The sequence below is a fragment of the Rhizobium sp. 57MFTsu3.2 genome, assembly GCF_012932765.1.
GTDB classification, from domain to species: Bacteria; Pseudomonadota; Alphaproteobacteria; order Rhizobiales; family Rhizobiaceae; genus Rhizobium; species Rhizobium altiplani.
Genome location: NZ_JDWI01000044.1, coordinates 1 through 15,084, shown reverse-complemented (window position 1 = coordinate 15,084; position 15,084 = coordinate 1). Strand labels below are relative to the sequence as shown.

Here is a 15,084-nt window from a genome sequence, read left to right as displayed (position 1 = left end):
GATCATGCGGCCTTCGACACGGTCATGGAACAACCGGACGCCTTGAGCGCGCCTTCGACGACATCAACGAACAGCCTGCGGAACCAGACCGAGCGGCCGTCCGCGCGATCTACGCGCCGGTAAAGCATCGTCACCGGATCTGCCGGAAGCTCGATCGGTGGCTCAGAGAGCTCGAGCCCGTGCAACTGCGCAATGCAACGGGCAATCGATTCCGGAATGGTGGCGATCGCCGGCATTGCCCTCAGTGCCGGCGGCAATGCCGAGAAGCGAGGCACGGTGGCGACGACCTGGCGACGCAGGCCGGCCTTGGCAAGAACTGTATCGAGATTCGTCGCGCTATTGCCCTCGAATGACACCGTGACATGGGCGGCATCGACGAAGTCTTCCAGCGTCAGCGGTGCTTTGCGCTTTAGTTGTGTGGGGTCATAGACACAAACGGAACACTGGCTGAAAAGCGGCTGCCGGATGTGCCAGGACGCCGGCTCCTCGTGGACTGCGACACTGAAGTCGCAGGCGCCATCGTCGCGCATGCGAGCCTTCACGCAGGCCCGTGGGGCGAAGCACCCAAACCTAGCCATCATCATGGGCAGGGTTTCTACAACGCACAAAGCGCTTACTCATCCAGTGCATCGTGACATGCTCCACTTGACAAGGTTCCACTGGCCTTTTATTTAAAAGACCACTGGTCTTTTAAGTTGGATGAACATCGTGTCAAAGCCGTTCGATAATAAAGTGGCGTATGTAACGGGCGCTGGAACCGGGATCGGCGCAGAAATTGCGAAGACCTTAGCCGGACGCGGGGCGGCAGTGGCTCTCGTTGGCAGGGGTGAAGCATCTCTGAGAGACATTGAAGCTCAGATCACATCAGATGGCGGGACGGCCATCACTTTGCCCGCGGACATCAGTGACGAAGCTGCCGTCGAGCGTACGATTGCACAAACAATCGATAGGTTCGGCGCTGTACATCTGGCGGTGAACAACGCGGGAATCCCAGGTGACAACCGTGCGGTTGGTGATCTCGATGGAGAGCGGTGGACCGAAATCATCGGGGTGAACCTATCCGGCGTGTACCTTTGCATGAAGCACGAAATCAAAGCGATGGAAAAAGCCGGCGGCGGTAGCATCGTCAACGTCTCTAGCGTCTTTGCCGACCGTGGTCTTGTTGGCCGGTCAGCCTACAGCGCCAGCAAGCACGGACTTCGCGGGCTCACCCGCTCAGCTGCGATCGAATACGCAAGGAGAGGCATCCGTATCAATGAGATTCAGCCTGGCGTTATCGCCGTCGCCCGGCAGAACTCCAACGCAGACGAAGTCGGAAAAATCGCGGAGCGAATTCCGCTCGGCCGCCTCGGCCATGGAGCCGAGATAGCCACGGCAGTCTGCTTTTTACTATCCAATGACGCTTCCTATGTCACGGGCGCCCATCTTGCTGTCGACGGCGGCTTCCTCAGCTGAAGCTGCCGTTACCCAACCTCAAACGGAGAAATCACATGACAGACAATAAAACCTGGCTCATCACGGGAAGCTCCCGTGGCCTGGGCCGACAGCTCGCTGAAAGCATACTGCAAGCAGGTGGAAACGTTGTTGCAACGGCTCGAGAGAAAGCTCAACTAAGTGGTCTGCTCGAGCGATATGGTTCAAAAGTAAAAACCCTCTCCTTGGATGTGACTGACACCATAGCTGCGCATCGCGCCGTGGCTGAGGCAGTCCAGACTTTTGGTCGCTTGGATGTCCTCGTTAACAACGCAGGATATGCGGATGTCGCTTCGATCGAAGACATGAGCGAGGAGATGTTTCGAGCCCAAATCGACACGAACTTCTACGGCGTCGTAAATATGACGCGAGCTTCTCTCCCCGTTATGAGAGCACAGGGTGCGGGACACATAATCCAGATCTCGTCTGTCGGCGGTCGTGTCGGCGGGCCCGGGCTCGGTGCCTATCAAGCCGCCAAGTGGGCGGTAGGCGGCTTCTCGGAGGTTCTCGCGAAGGAGGTCGCGTCCTTCGGCATTAAGGTCACAGTTGCCGAGCCGGGCGGGATGAGGACGAACTGGGCGGGTTCCTCAATGAATGTGCCTTTGGTCAGCGGGGCCTACAAGCCTGTTATTGAACCTGTAGTGCAGCGTCTCAGGGATTCAGACGGGAGGCAGCCGGGTGATCCAGAACTGATTGCGAAGGTTCTCCTGGATGTTGCCGCCATGGATGCCCCTCCCCTTCGCCTCCTGCTTGGTCGCGACGCTGTAGCGGTAGCGAAGATGGCCGCTGACAACCTTGCCGCCTCCGACCAAAAATGGCGGTCCGTCAGCGAGTCCGTTGTCTACGCAGCATAAGCCAGAGAATTGGTTTAGAAGATTGGGCTAGACCGTTGCCACTGATACGATGGTGACGGTCTAGGCAAGGTGAAGAGATGGCGGACGAACAAAAGCCCGAATTCCTAAGGGCTCGCAGCGAGGAACAAAGAGCGGCGCGACGCACAGTTATCCTGCGTGCGGCACGTGAATTGCTGGAGGGTGGACCCGTCAGCGAGGTCAGCCTCAGAGAGCTCAGTCGGAAAGTTGACCTCTCCAAAACGAACGTCGTTCGCTACTTTGAGACACGCGAGGCGGTTTTCTTCGCTTTGTTAAACCGGGAGCTCGAAGAGTGGCTCGCTGGCCTGAGAGATGAACTGGCGAATGAGTTCTCCTCAAGAGCCGTGCAACCGACCGAACTCGCGCATGCCCTTGCCACAGCAATCGGTAGACGCCCGATTATCTGCAAGCTCTGGAGTGCGTTGGGTGGAGAGCTAGAAAGTAATATCAGCCCCGACGCCGTGCGAGCATTCAAGCTTGAACACGCGGAACGCCAGGACAAACTGGGAGAAATTATAGCTGAATCGCTGCCTGCGTTAGGGGCAAGGAATGCACGAGAACTTGTATCGACGATTGTCATTCTGGTAGCCGGCCTCTGGCCGTTCGCTAACCCGTCTGCATCGGTTCTTGAGGCGCTAAATTGCCCGGCACTTTCGGAATCGAGAGTCGATTTCGTTCAACGACTTTCGCGGCTCATCTACATTTCTACGATGGGAATTCTCGAGTCCTCTCGCGGATAGCCGCAGCACCATCCATGTTCGTCCTCTCTAATTCAACAGCTCAAGCTTGTTGGCACTGGAAAATCATGTCTCTGTTCAAGAAGGGAATTTCTGAATGCATCACAAGAAAATTGCCCTCGTCACAGGCGCGAACAAAGGCCTTGGAAGAGAAGTTGCCCGCCAACTCGCCGAGCAAGGCCTAAAAGTATTGATCGGCAGCAGGAACAGCGCCTCGGGGGAAGCAACGGCTGAAGAGCTTCGCAAGGAAGGTCATGAAGCCTACGCCCTGCAGATTGATGTGACTAGCGAGCCTAGCGTGGAAGCGGCGGCAAATTGGGTGAACGATACGTTCGGTCGCTTGGATGTTCTGATCGCGAATGCCGGCATCCTTAGGCGTGTTGCTACGTTCGAAACCACAGCGGCAGACATGTTTGAGACCTATGACACAAACGTCTTTGGTATGGTGCGTACCGTTCACCGAATGCTCCCCCTCTTACAGAAGTCGCAACATCCACGCATTGTGACAGTCGCGAGCACGACTGCATCACAAACGCTTTGCGGCGATCCAACAACGCTGTTTGGTCAATCCGATACGATACTTGCCTACGCCTCTTCAAAGGCGGCTGTTAATATGCTGACGGTTCAGTACGCGAACGCTTTCGCTCGGAGCGCCGCTCATGCTCATGTTAAGATCAACGCCGCTACGCCGGGCCATATAGCGACCGATCTCAATGGACATCAAGGCACAAGGACCGCCGGCCAGGGGGCAACGGTCGTCGTGAAGTTAGCTACTCTTGATGATGCTGGCCCGAGCGGCGGGTTCTACAACGAAGATGGCCCGCTACCGCGTTGAAGGTTAGGAAGCGATTGGACCGGAGAAACCCCAACCGGTAACACTATGGCGGCCTGCGTCGTTGTGGCGAGCTTGCTGCACGCATTCTTACGGGGAATTGTTGTAAAAGACGTCAGGGCGGCAAACTTCAGCTGAACGTTTGCCGCCCTGGTCAGAGAAGTACTATCTGAATATCGGTGGTCAAATGCTGGAGCGGTTGCCGTCGACGTTGGCAAGACGAGCAGCCAGCATCGCCGCCACGTAGAGGCAGCACAATGTCCTGACGGATGCGTCGCGAGTACAGTCGGCTTTGCCTATAGGGCTCCCGCGAAGCGGTCGCCTCCCTCCACAATTACCAATTCGCTACGGCCAGCGGCCTGACGCACTGCCGCTGCCGCCTGGTATTTTGTTGAGTTATACAATTCCAAGGCAACATCCATCGAAGGAAACTTCCAGATGAAGTAGTGCTCGAACTTCGAAGCACCTTCGAGCTCCGCAAATTTCCCACCACGAGCGACGATCTCGTAGGGGTACTCTTTCTCGAGGCCATGAATAAGCTCAGCGTAGCGCTCGATTTTTTGCATATCGTGGAATGTTCCTCGTGCGATCCAATATGCAGCCATTTTCACCCCTATCATCAACGTGACTCTTTGCCGTAAATGATAGCCCCTTCGAGATTTGGGTTCATTGATCCAATGACTGTTTTTTGTGATCGGACCTCCGAGATGGGATATACGAAATGGGAGAAGACGCGCGGTAGATGCCGTCCTACTACCTGCCCTTGAAAACGGGACGCCGCTTCTCTTCGAATGCCTTTAAACCCTCGGCGAAATCCTCAGTTTCGAATATCCGCTGTGCACTTTCGAACGCGTCCGCTAATAGAGTTGCGGAATCTCCCGACCCCGCCTTCCGCAGCAGTGCTTTGGCCGCAGTTAAGGCCAGCGGCTGCTTGGAAGCAATTTTCTGAGCAATTTCCTGTACCGCATCCATAAGGTCCGCTCGCGGAACCACTCGGTTGACAAAGCCCGCCTCAGCCATGTCTCGCGCAGTCCAAAGGTCACCGGTAAAGAGCAACTCCGCGACCTTCTTGCCCGGCATCATCAGCGGGGCAAGGACGGCAGAAACGGGCCCGAACCCAACGAAATTTGCGTGACCGTCTCCGATCATCGCGTCTTCGGCGGCAATGATCAGGTCAGCATAACAACCGAGCTCAAATCCACCGGCAACCGTGAGGCCGTTAACGGCCGCTATCACAGGATGAGGGAAATCCCGCAGCTTCCGGAACATCTCTGGCGCTAGGGTATAGAAGCGCTCCCTTAGGGATGGATCATGCTGCCACTGCCCGAGTTCCCGTATGTCTGCACCTACGCAGAACGCAGTGTCCGCACCCGTTATGACAAGCACTCGGACATCGGGATCACGTGCAGCATCAATCAATGCTGCATCAATCATCTCAATCATGGCCAGATTGATTGCATTCAGCGCACGCGGCCGGTTCATGCGAATAGTAACAACATGACCGCTTTTCATTGACTGAATGGGATTATCCATCTTGGTCTCCACCTCATTTCTTTCCATTTAGGCCGGGCCTCAAGCTGCACGGAAGTGAGCCGCCGGCTTACATACCGTTGCATGTGAGCCGGTGGTCACCAATCGAAGGCACCAACCCCTGTCGATCGATTCATTCACTCGTTGCCAAGGCCGGACATGGCTGTCCGGCAAGCTCACAAGCTGACCAAGGAAGCAATTTGAACTGGCCGCCCGAAATCCGAGTAATCGTTACGTCCTCGATTGAGAGACCGGAGTGATTTGTGGCGGTGAAAGCATAGCGCCCCTGAGGCGTCTGTACCTTTACTCGTTCGAGCGCATCTCGGATTGCGCTCGGGTCGCTGCTACCCGCATTATCTATCGCTGCCGCAATCAGTCTTACCGCAACGTATCCATCCAACGCGAATTGAGATGGTGCATGACCATATGCATTTCTGAAGGCTCCAACCATCTGGCTGGCCACAGATTTGACCTCACCTTCCGGCATATCTGCAGCCACAGCGGTTAGAGGTGCTGCCGCTATAATGCCATCGGCTCCGGCGCCAACTGAGTGAAGAAAGGCCGGTCCGACAATGCCGTGTGGCATCAGTACTGGCACAGTGCGGCTTGACTCCGCGTAGGCTTTTCCGAAAGCGATTGCGGGCGGGCCAGTTAACCAAGCCATGATGGCTTGTGGCTTGTTAGCATCGATTTTTTCCAGGAGAGTCGAGAAGTCCTGAGTATTGACGTGGACACTATGCTCTTCGACCAGCTCGATGCCGTATCTGGCCAACATCTCTTTTTGCGTCGCCCAGCCGGTTCTTCCGAAAAGGCTATCGGCGTCATAGATTGCGGTAACCCGTATAAATCCAGCCGCCTGCATGTATCGAAGCAGCTTCTCCCCAACAAGTCTACCAGTTAGAGGGGTCATAAAGACATAGGAGCGGACCGGAATAATCTGCGCTTCAGCCGCTCCGGTGGAAACGTAAGGGATTTGCGCGTCCTCAACAGACGGAATGACGGCTAGGCTGGCGTTCGAGAAAGATGTGCCAACCACAGCAGAAACACTCTGCGCCTTTAGCTCGGCGAAAGCCCGAACCGCGCTCTCTGGGTCGGTTCGATCGTCTGCCAAGCGAAGCTCGATCCGTCGCCCGCCGAGGACGCCTCCATTTACGTTTATTTCCTTTACTGCAAGAGCCGCCCCTTGTTCGTTGTCTAGACCGCCGGGGTTGTTTCCCGTGCGGGAGACGAGCTGCCCGACTAGGACCGGTGCTTTTGTCGGGTCAACCTCATGTGCTAACAGCAATCCTGGAAGCATTATTGATCCTATTATCGTCAGTAGTGTTCTTCGCATTTCTTCCTCCTCCCGTTAAAGCGCGTACTTAGTTCACCATGCGCTCGCTCCCCGCCCAGTAGGCAGCGCGGATGGCTTTCTTATCTACTTTGCCGACGGAGGTCAGAGGTAGCCGCTCGACTACATCGACGCTTTTGGGCGTCTGGTGCGCACCTTTGCGCTCTTTGACCATTTCAACGATCGAAGCGACATCGATCTCAGCCCCCGGACGAGGCACAATCACGGCCTTAACTGCCTCACCCCACTTTGGGTCCGGCACGCCAATTACCGCTACCATGGAAATCTCTGGTCGAGATGAGATGACGTCCTCGATCTCTTTCGGGTACACATTGAACCCACCGGTTACGATCATATCCTTTTTCCGGTCCACAATGAAAAAGAAGCCTCGCTCGTCGCGCACGGCCAAGTCGCCGGTATGAAGCCAGTCGCCGTTGAGGGCTTCCTCTGTCTCCTCGGGCATTTCGTGATAGCCACGCATTACGCCTGGACCGCGAACACAAATCTCGCCGATTTCGCCTTGTCGAACCGGCTCATTGTGTTCGTTGAGGAGTTCCACACGCATGCCGATTACGCTCCGTCCGCACGACTTCAAGAGCTCCGGTTCCTTTACCGGGTCATGCTCGTCCTTGCGAAGCGTCGTCGCGAACGAAACGCATTCGGTCTGACCGTAAGCTTGCAGCAGCACCGGCCCAATGACTTCATGCGCTTCCGCGATACGACTAGGTGACATTGGCGAGCTACCGTACATGAGCGTATCGAGCGAGCTAAGATCGAAACGCTCGGGTCGCCCCCGGTCAAGCAGGTTGTAAAGCATTGTTGGGACGATGAAGCTCCAACTTACCCTCTCCCGCTCGACCGTCCAAAGCCACCTTTCGGGATCAAAGCCATCTTGCAGAACAACAGTCCCCCCACGCAGAAGTGTCGGTAGAATTGGGAGTATGCCAGCGTGGGATATCGGAGCGACGGCCAGGAACCGCGGACGGTCTGGCAGGCAGAGGGATGTGATGACGGTCTGCACCTGTTGAACAAGCGCCCTATCCGGTATTTCCACTCCCTTTGGTCGACCGGTTGTTCCACCGGTATACGCGACCCAATGAAAATCATCCGGATTGCTATACCGCCGGACCAAAGTTGCACTCAAGGCGTTCGCAGTGAGGGCAATCAAGTCCTCGGCATCGGATGAAGCACCCAGCGAAAATACGTTTCTGATCGTCGGCACTCGCTCCGCCAAAGCCTGCGCACGAGCCATGTAATCGGGATGCACAACCAGCGTCTCCACGCTAGCATGGGCGCAAATGTAAGCGTAGTCGTCGACCGCACCCAAAGGATGCAAACCACTGAAGCGAGCACCCATAAGAAATATCGCCGCCTGTACCATCCAAACTTCGGGGACGTTTGGACTTAGGACGGCTATCGCGCTAGCGGCACCGATGCCTCGTGCTGCAAACACCTGCATGAAGCGGCCTATCTGTCGCGCCGTCTCGCGGTACGTAATCCGTCGTTCGCCAAGCACAAACGCTTCTCGTTCTGGATAGCGGCTGAGCGCCTCCACGATCATGTCGCTGTAATTCACATCGGTCGCCAACATCGAGAATTTATGCCTCCCATCGCCTATGGAGCTCGGGGGTCTTAGTCGAGAAGGCTCACAGTCCCGCGTTCAAACGACGATCCTGTAGCGGCCTCTCCAAAAGCCCTCCCAGCTAATGGAAGCCACTCGCGTTTGCCGTATCTGGCAAACCAAAGGTGGCTCTGCGATAGAAGTAGCTGGGTTTGATGGGAGGATCTGTAGCCGGTTTACCGTCGTTTTTGATCAAACGTCCAGATTGATCCCCCACGCAGAACGACGAAACGCGCCAGGCGGTGAGCCACTCCACCTGTGGAAAGCGCGACTGAACGCAGCCTCCGACCCATAACCGGTCATCTCAGCAATCGATGCGAGGGGGAGCAGTCCATGATGCAAGAGATCCGCTGCACGCGTCATGCGGACCAACGTTACAAATTGTGCGGGCGCGGCATCTACTAAATGACGGAAGCGCTGCGCTAAAGCCGACCGCGACAGTCCCACCAGCGAAGACATCTGTTCCAACGTCCAGTCACCGCAAAGGTCAGCCTGAACTGCACCCACAATTTTCGAGAGGTACGGATCCCTGAGTGCCCGATGGAGTCCAGGCACAGCGTGCTTTCCATCGCTCAATGCTTCTATCAGAACCTTCACCAGAAATGCCTCAGCCAACCGCACGGCGGTGACTTGACCTGACAAACCTTCCGCTCCAAACGCTGCTATTTGTGGAAGGATCGCAGACACGAAGGTATCGTTCCTCTGTACAAATTCACGCAGATGAACGACCGGCGGCAGGCTTTGCAGTACGGGCGCCGGGCTCGCTGGATCAAAAAACATCCGCAATGCCGTTATCCCGGTCGAAATCTCGCCTGTGTCCGCCCGCGCATGAAAAAAGGGCGACGAGAACAAAAACTTCCATTTGGACTCGACATCATCAAGTCCCTTGAGCTGTTCGCGCAAAAGGCTCTCAAGCGGAACAGGAGGAATGTCATCCTCCTTGGCCAACAGGCACCGGACAGGCGTTGACAGAAGTAGTGCGTCACCGCGCTTCAGCTCGATAAGGTATCGAGGGTCAAGCGTCCCGCCGACGCAATGTCCCTCCGTTATAATGTACAAAATAATGCAAGCTTCAGGATGTGGAATTGAAGTAGCCCAACGCCCTGGCCCGACCGCAATATTGCTGGAAAGAACACCAGTTACCCTGACGGTGCTGAGTGTCTGAGCTAGCGGCTCCCCTCGTTGCATCCGCAGAGGATTGCCAATAACGGGATCAACATGAGCTTCTCTCTTCATCCGATATTGCGCTCGTACTTGGCCAGGCGATGCCCCATCGTCCTTGACGAACAAAGGGCATCAAATTCTTAGGTGAGCGTCGGAAGGTGATCAAGGGCGATCTGCGCCTTCCTACCAGCGACCAGCCCCACGATGGCCATCGCCACGCTCATGGCCAAGCATAGGACTAGAGGCGCGCTCCATCCGCCTGTAAGGTCATGGGGTATCCAACCATCGTTGGCCCTATAGCCGCTAACAGATACCCTACCCCTTGGAGTAAGCCAGAAAGCGAGGCAGCATCTGCTGCCTCGATTGTGCGAAGGCTAAGGAACGACAGGCAAGAATGGGCCACCACCCGCACCGAAGCCGAAGCCGAAGCCGAAGAAGAGGATCCACGCCACCGCGAGCGATCGCAAGCGACCTACCGGGGCTAGATGATGCCCGCCGCGAAGCGGCACCATCCAGCTAAGCTGAGCGCAGCGAGCGAAACGCTGCACGGACTTCCTTGGTGAACAAATCTGGAGCTTCCCAGGCGGCGAAGTGTCCGCCTTCGTCCACTTCGTTGAAGTAGACCAGGTTCGCAAATGCGCGTTCGGTCCAGGACTTGGGCGCTTGGAAGATTTCGCCTGGGAAGACGCTGACGGCTACTGGAACTGAGAGGATGGTGTCGAGAGCGTTGAAATTGTTCGTCTTGTCTTCCCAGTAGATCTGGGCGGCAGAGGTGCCTGTCTGCGTGAACCAATAGAGCGAAATATCATCCAACATTTCATCTTTAGTCAGAACTTTTTCAGGCTGCTTGTCGCTGTAGGTCCACGTGACGAATTTATCGTACATCCAAGCCGCCATGCCTACTGGCGTGTCGTCCAGCGAATACCCAATCGTCTGGGGACGCGTAACCATCATCTGCGCGTAGCCTGCGTTGTCTCTGTAAAACGCGGCGAGCTTATCGAAGGCGGCACGCTCCTTGGCGTCGAGGTCCGCGGGTGCCGGATCGCCAACCGCGAGAATGCGGACAATCTCCTTAGGAACGACTGCAGGCATATTGAGGTGAATTCCCAGCAAGCCCGGTACGTTCTGGTGAGCCATACGCTCGGAAATGACTGAGCCGCAATCGCCACCCTGCGAGACATATTTCTCGTAGCCTAGACGTTGCATCAGCGTTGCCCATGCGCGGCCGATATGATCAGATCCCCAACCCTTCACCGTCGGCTTCCCAGAAAAACCGAATCCCGGAATCGAAGGCACCACCAAGTGGAAGGCGTCTGCTTCACTTCCACCATGCGCGGTTGGATTTGTCAGCGGGTCGATGACCTTGAGCATTTCGAGAACGGAACCTGGCCAACCATGCGTCATGATCAGCGGCAGCGCATTTTCGTGCTTCGAGCGGACATGGATGAAATGGATGTCCAGTCCATCGATTTCAGTGATGAACATAGGAAGCGAATTCAACTTCCCCTCGACCTTTCTCCAATCGTAATCGTTTGCCCAGTAGTCGACCAGGCCGCGCAAGCGATCGAGCTGGAGGCCCTGCGAGTCGTCGGCAACGTTTTCTTTGGCGGGCCACCGAGCAATCGCCAGGCGCTGTTTGAGTTCCTGGATCGCGCGGTCGGGGACATTTACTTTGAACGGACGAATTTCATCAGGTGCTCCTGCGGCAGCAAACGACATGGCAGGTTTCAACATTGTTGCTGCGCCAGCGATGGCCGCGGCTGCCATAAAACTGCGCCGGTTCATATCAATTGAAAAGGACGACATTGGAAAAACTCCGTCTTGGGGTTTCAAAAGGTACGCCCAAGATGTGCTCTTAGGATGTATCTCCCTTATGTTCCGGATAAGACTGAATTGTATCTCCAGATGTCATCTGCACCGGTCCGTACATTGTCTTACTTGATAGCGCGACGTTGAGAGGAAAGGCGCAAAAGCCGTTCGCGCAGGTGGTGCAAGCAAACCGAATATTCTGCACCACCTGACAGCAGACTGGCCCCCATTGCCTGCCTAGGAAAATTAATTCAGGCGATCTACGGCTGTTACATCAGCATCGGCACAGGAGCATCTGTGGCGAGCGGTCGGAGCGCTGTTTTGAGACCAGGACACTTGGTCCCTTCGCGCATGACAGTCGGGCACAGTGTGTCAGTCGACAAGTCTTGGACTTCAACGCAGACTTCAGCCGCTAGCCCACCGCCAATTCTAACAGCACCGCAAATATGGCACATCACCATGCCAGCGGAGGAGCCGTGTTCGGGCTCTCTATCCGCCCCGCACTCATAGCTGAACTTTGGTCGTCAACTTCATCCAGGCGGACATAGTCTGTTCAGCGTCGGCTCCGACAGCGAGGTGAGCCATGCGAACCCCCCCTCGGCCACCGATGGTTATTCTAGGTAATACTGTAATTTAACGTTGGTTTTACTCATAACGCCCATAGTCGTCTGACCAATCGGAGGACGGGGTAGTGCGCATTCTTTTTACCGCAGCGTTTGCAAGCCTGGCATTTTCAGCCTGGGCGTCGCCGTTCTGCACAAAGGAGCCGGAAAGCGTCTGGCTTTCGGAGGCTGTGGTACGCGAAAGGGCCGTTGTCACGGGCAATTCTGTCGAAGTCTTCAAGAAGACCAAGGGCAATTGTTATGAGGTCTACGGTCGCAATGCGAAGGGAAAACGGGTGGAGATCTACTACCATCCCGTCACCGGCGAAATCGTTGAAGAGCATTGAGCGGCGGTAGAACCTTTCTCAGGGAATGGTCGATGTTCGAGATGATTTTCGCCAATAAGGGAAGCTTGCGTCTTGTCCTGTCGGTGAGCCTCCTCGCAGCGGTGGTTCCGGGCGCACTGTGCCTATCGCAACTTGCCGGTATCCGTGGCTACCTCGACGCAAACCGCGAGGCAGCGGAGCTTGCGACCCAAGCCCGGGATCTGCACTCGCGCGTCAGCGAAAGCATGTTCAACCTTGCCGCGGCTCCCCTGAACCTGTCCGAGGAGGAACGCAGCGAGATCTACAGCAAGACCGACAGGAACCTTGTGTCTCTGCAGCGTGAGGTGACGTCCGCCAAGAGCCTGACGAGCATATTTCTCAGCCCTCAGGAGGAGCAGGCGCTGACGGAGGCGGTGCAAGCGTTCAGCCATAGCTGGGACGAGGTCAAGGACGGCCTCGAGGAAGGCATGACCGAGGGGGAGAAGGCATATCATTTCCTTAACGTCTTCCAGCAAGCCGGAACGGCGGGCGACATCCTGAAGCGGCTGGAAGCCAGTGCCACCGGCAGGGCCCAGCAGACCGCCGCGGCTTCGAGCGCTGGGACAACCAATGTATTCTGGATGCTGACGGTTCTTTTCGTGGTCAGCGGCCTTGTCAGCACGCTCGCGCTGATCGGCAACTATCGCTTCGCCGCTTCCCTGAAGGAAAGCCACGACGAACTCAAGCATGCGCTAGAAGGCCTCAAGCGTCGTGACCGTGACCTCCAGCAGCAGAACGACCGATTCAACGCTGCTCTGGAAAACATGTCGCAGGGCCTCACAATGTATGGCAAGGACGGTCGGCAGATCGTCTGCAACCAGCGCTTCGGCGACATCTACCAGTTGCCTGACGAGTTGATGCGCGTGGGCACTTCCTTCGACGACGTTATCAGCTACCAGGTTGCGCATGGTGCCCATATGGAGGGCGACAAGGGCTATGTTCTGCAAATGATGCAGCGTGGTCTCGCGGCCGGTGAGTTCTCGTCGATCGTGAACGCGGTGGATGGGCGGATCGTAAAGATCGTCAGTCGTCCGCTGGCCGGCGGCGGCTGGGTATCGACGCATGAGGATATCACCGAGCGGACGCGCGCCGAGGCTCGGATCGCGCATATGGCGCATCACGATGCTCTCACCGATTTGCCGAACCGTGTGCTTTTCCGCGACGTTCTGGACGCCACGCTACTGGCTGTGGGCGAAAACCAGGCGGCCCATGTCCTGTTCCTGGATCTCGACCACTTCAAGTATGTCAATGACACGCTTGGTCACCCGATTGGCGACCAGCTTCTGAAGGCCGTCGCCAAGCGTCTCAGGGACGCAGTTGGCCCTCATGATACCGTGGCTCGGCTCGGCGGCGACGAATTCGCAATCATACAGCGTCACGCGACTCTTGGTGAAAACAGCTTGCTTGCGCAGCGCATCGTGACCGAGATCAGTGCCCCATTCGAGATTGACGGCCACCAGGTGGTCGTCGGCACCAGCATCGGTATCGCAGCGGCGCCCGAAGATGGCGATGATCCGGACGTGCTGCTCAAGGCTGCAGATATGGCACTGTACCGGGCCAAGAATGAAGGGCGCGGCAACTATCAGTACTTCGAACAGGAGATGGACGCCAGGATGCAGGAGCGGCGAGCTCTGGGACTTGACCTGCGCAAGGCGCTCGGCAATGGCGAACTGGAAGTATACTACCAGCCACTGGTCAACCTGAAGGACAACCGCATTTCCGGTTTCGAGGCACTGTTGCGCTGGCATCATCCTGAGCGCGGCATGGTCTCGCCTGACGTGTTCATCCCGGTGGCTGAGGAGATCGGAATCATAGGGCGCATAGGCGCATGGGTATTGAAGCAGGCATGTTCTGACGCCATGGCATGGCCTGAAATGACGCGGGTGGCGGTCAACCTGTCTCCAGTGCAGTTCAAGAGCCCCGGTCTTGTTCTCGATGTGACTTCGGCACTCGCTGTCGGCCCGGAGGCTGGAATTAGAAATCACCGAATCGGTCATGCTTCAGCATACGGACGAGGTGCTCTCGACACTGCATCAACTTCGCGCACTCGGCGTGCGTATATCGATGGACGACTTCGGCACCGGCTATTCATCGCTGAGCTATTTGAGAAAATTTCCGTTCGACAAGATCAAGATCGACCAGTCCTTCGTACGCGATGTCACCGATCGGCCGGATTCTTTGGCGATCGTCAAGGCGGTGGCGATGCTGAGTAGCAGCCTTGGAATGGACACCACGATTGAAGGTGTCGAAACCGTCTACCAATTCAACATGCTGAAGGTGGAGGGCTGTACCGAGGTGCAGGGCTATCTGTTCAGCAAACCACGACCGGCAAGGGATATTCAGAAAATATTCGACGAGTTTGCAAGGGTGGCTGTGGCATAACTCAGCTTCCAATTCAGCGACCACCGTCGTCTCGTAGAGCGACGCAACCCTCATCATAGGGGTCAAGAAGATTGCAAAGAACGGCCTGAGCTGGACGCGAGCAATTTCTGGAGCAGTTGGCGATGCGCGGGAGCGCCTACTGGGTCAACTGCTGTGGCTTGAGATCACCTTGCAGGGTTTCGTCGACAGGGCGCCTCTTGGCCCGCCTCGGCTGTTCAAGCACCGTCACCGGCGCGGCGACAGCCGTGGCTGCGACGTTACCGATGGTCGTCACTGTTCCGCCGACAACAGCGGTAAGTCCCTGGCCGAGCGTGACGTTGGAATCCGTCAGCGTCTGACCGGTGACGATCCGCTGGCCAATCAGCTG

Annotated in this window: 11 protein-coding genes and 3 pseudogenes; 6 read left to right on the top strand and 8 right to left on the bottom strand. The window is 56.5% G+C overall.

All coding sequences use genetic code 11. The features are described 5' to 3' along the window. Positions 1-2 precede the first annotated feature (2 nt). Positions 3-536, bottom strand: a pseudogene (locus AF71_RS29005) (LysR substrate-binding domain-containing protein); the annotation flags it as partial. 172 nt (positions 537-708) lie between these two features. On the opposite strand from AF71_RS29005, the gene AF71_RS29000 reads away from it, so the two are divergent. The 4 genes from AF71_RS29000 to AF71_RS28985 all read left to right on the top strand — a co-directional run bounded on the left by AF71_RS29000 (position 709) and on the right by AF71_RS28985 (position 3,917). After that, positions 709-1,455: an SDR family NAD(P)-dependent oxidoreductase gene (locus tag AF71_RS29000; protein ID WP_169684163.1), complete on the top strand. Its 747-nt coding sequence runs from the start codon at positions 709-711 to the stop codon at positions 1,453-1,455. A gap of 35 nt (positions 1,456-1,490) precedes the next feature. Then, entirely contained in the window at positions 1,491-2,327 is an 837-nt protein-coding gene (locus AF71_RS28995) for an SDR family NAD(P)-dependent oxidoreductase (protein ID WP_169684161.1), read from the top strand. 77 nt (positions 2,328-2,404) lie between these two features. Beyond that, entirely contained in the window at positions 2,405-3,085 is a 681-nt protein-coding gene (locus AF71_RS28990) for a TetR family transcriptional regulator (protein ID WP_169684160.1), read from the top strand. Positions 3,086-3,179: 94 nt separating this feature from the next. After that, positions 3,180-3,917 (top strand): SDR family NAD(P)-dependent oxidoreductase, encoded by a 738-nt coding sequence (locus AF71_RS28985; RefSeq protein ID WP_169684158.1) that lies wholly within the window; start codon positions 3,180-3,182, stop codon positions 3,915-3,917. Positions 3,918-4,210: 293 nt separating this feature from the next. Here the strand turns inward: AF71_RS28985 and AF71_RS28980 are convergent, their stop codons facing one another. The 6 genes from AF71_RS28980 to AF71_RS28955 form a co-directional block, all read right to left on the bottom strand. Continuing rightward, a complete protein-coding gene (locus AF71_RS28980; protein ID WP_169684157.1) occupies positions 4,211-4,519 on the bottom strand; it encodes a DUF1330 domain-containing protein in 309 nt (102 codons plus the stop codon). A gap of 148 nt (positions 4,520-4,667) precedes the next feature. After that, positions 4,668-5,447 (bottom strand): enoyl-CoA hydratase/isomerase family protein, encoded by a 780-nt coding sequence (locus tag AF71_RS28975; RefSeq protein ID WP_169684155.1) that lies wholly within the window; start codon positions 5,445-5,447, stop codon positions 4,668-4,670. A 130-nt stretch (positions 5,448-5,577) separates the two neighbouring features. Beyond that, the gene (locus AF71_RS28970) at positions 5,578-6,741 is read right to left on the bottom strand and encodes an ABC transporter substrate-binding protein (protein WP_169684153.1); all 1,164 of its coding nucleotides are present in this window, start codon (positions 6,739-6,741) and stop codon (positions 5,578-5,580) included. Between the two features lie 64 nt (positions 6,742-6,805). After that, positions 6,806-8,365 carry an AMP-binding protein gene (locus AF71_RS28965; RefSeq protein ID WP_169684152.1) on the bottom strand — a complete coding sequence of 520 codons (1,560 nt, stop codon included), beginning with the start codon at positions 8,363-8,365 and terminating at the stop codon, positions 6,806-6,808. Between the two features lie 222 nt (positions 8,366-8,587). Beyond that, positions 8,588-9,631 carry an AraC family transcriptional regulator gene (locus AF71_RS28960; protein WP_169684151.1) on the bottom strand — a complete coding sequence of 348 codons (1,044 nt, stop codon included), beginning with the start codon at positions 9,629-9,631 and terminating at the stop codon, positions 8,588-8,590. Positions 9,632-10,075: 444 nt separating this feature from the next. Further along, positions 10,076-11,365, bottom strand: a complete 1,290-nt coding sequence (locus AF71_RS28955) for an epoxide hydrolase (protein ID WP_169684149.1) — start codon at positions 11,363-11,365, stop codon at positions 10,076-10,078. 694 nt (positions 11,366-12,059) lie between these two features. Here AF71_RS28955 and AF71_RS28950 point away from each other — a divergent pair. After that, positions 12,060-12,317 (top strand): PepSY domain-containing protein, encoded by a 258-nt coding sequence (locus AF71_RS28950; RefSeq protein WP_169684148.1) that lies wholly within the window; start codon positions 12,060-12,062, stop codon positions 12,315-12,317. A 32-nt stretch (positions 12,318-12,349) separates the two neighbouring features. Next, positions 12,350-14,776, top strand: a pseudogene (locus AF71_RS28945) (diguanylate cyclase). Between the two features lie 77 nt (positions 14,777-14,853). Here the strand turns inward: AF71_RS28945 and AF71_RS28935 are convergent. After that, a pseudogene (locus AF71_RS28935) lies at positions 14,854-15,084 on the bottom strand (esterase); the annotation flags it as partial.

What these genes read in the sequence shown, in the direction of transcription:
- AF71_RS28995 (WP_169684161.1), top strand. Translation starts at nt 1,491, where the DNA reads ATGACAGACAATAAAACCTGGCTCATCACGGGAAGCTCCCGTGGCCTG.
- AF71_RS28985 (WP_169684158.1), top strand. Translation starts at nt 3,180, where the DNA reads ATGCATCACAAGAAAATTGCCCTCGTCACAGGCGCGAACAAAGGCCTT.
- AF71_RS28990 (WP_169684160.1), top strand. Translation starts at nt 2,405, where the DNA reads ATGGCGGACGAACAAAAGCCCGAATTCCTAAGGGCTCGCAGCGAGGAA.
- AF71_RS28955 (WP_169684149.1), bottom strand. Translation starts at nt 11,365, where the DNA reads ATGTCGTCCTTTTCAATTGATATGAACCGGCGCAGTTTTATGGCAGCC.
- AF71_RS28965 (WP_169684152.1), bottom strand. Translation starts at nt 8,365, where the DNA reads ATGTTGGCGACCGATGTGAATTACAGCGACATGATCGTGGAGGCGCTC.
- AF71_RS28960 (WP_169684151.1), bottom strand. Translation starts at nt 9,631, where the DNA reads ATGAAGAGAGAAGCTCATGTTGATCCCGTTATTGGCAATCCTCTGCGG.
- AF71_RS28970 (WP_169684153.1), bottom strand. Translation starts at nt 6,741, where the DNA reads ATGCTTCCAGGATTGCTGTTAGCACATGAGGTTGACCCGACAAAAGCA.
- AF71_RS28980 (WP_169684157.1), bottom strand. Translation starts at nt 4,519, where the DNA reads ATGGCTGCATATTGGATCGCACGAGGAACATTCCACGATATGCAAAAA.
- AF71_RS28975 (WP_169684155.1), bottom strand. Translation starts at nt 5,447, where the DNA reads ATGGATAATCCCATTCAGTCAATGAAAAGCGGTCATGTTGTTACTATT.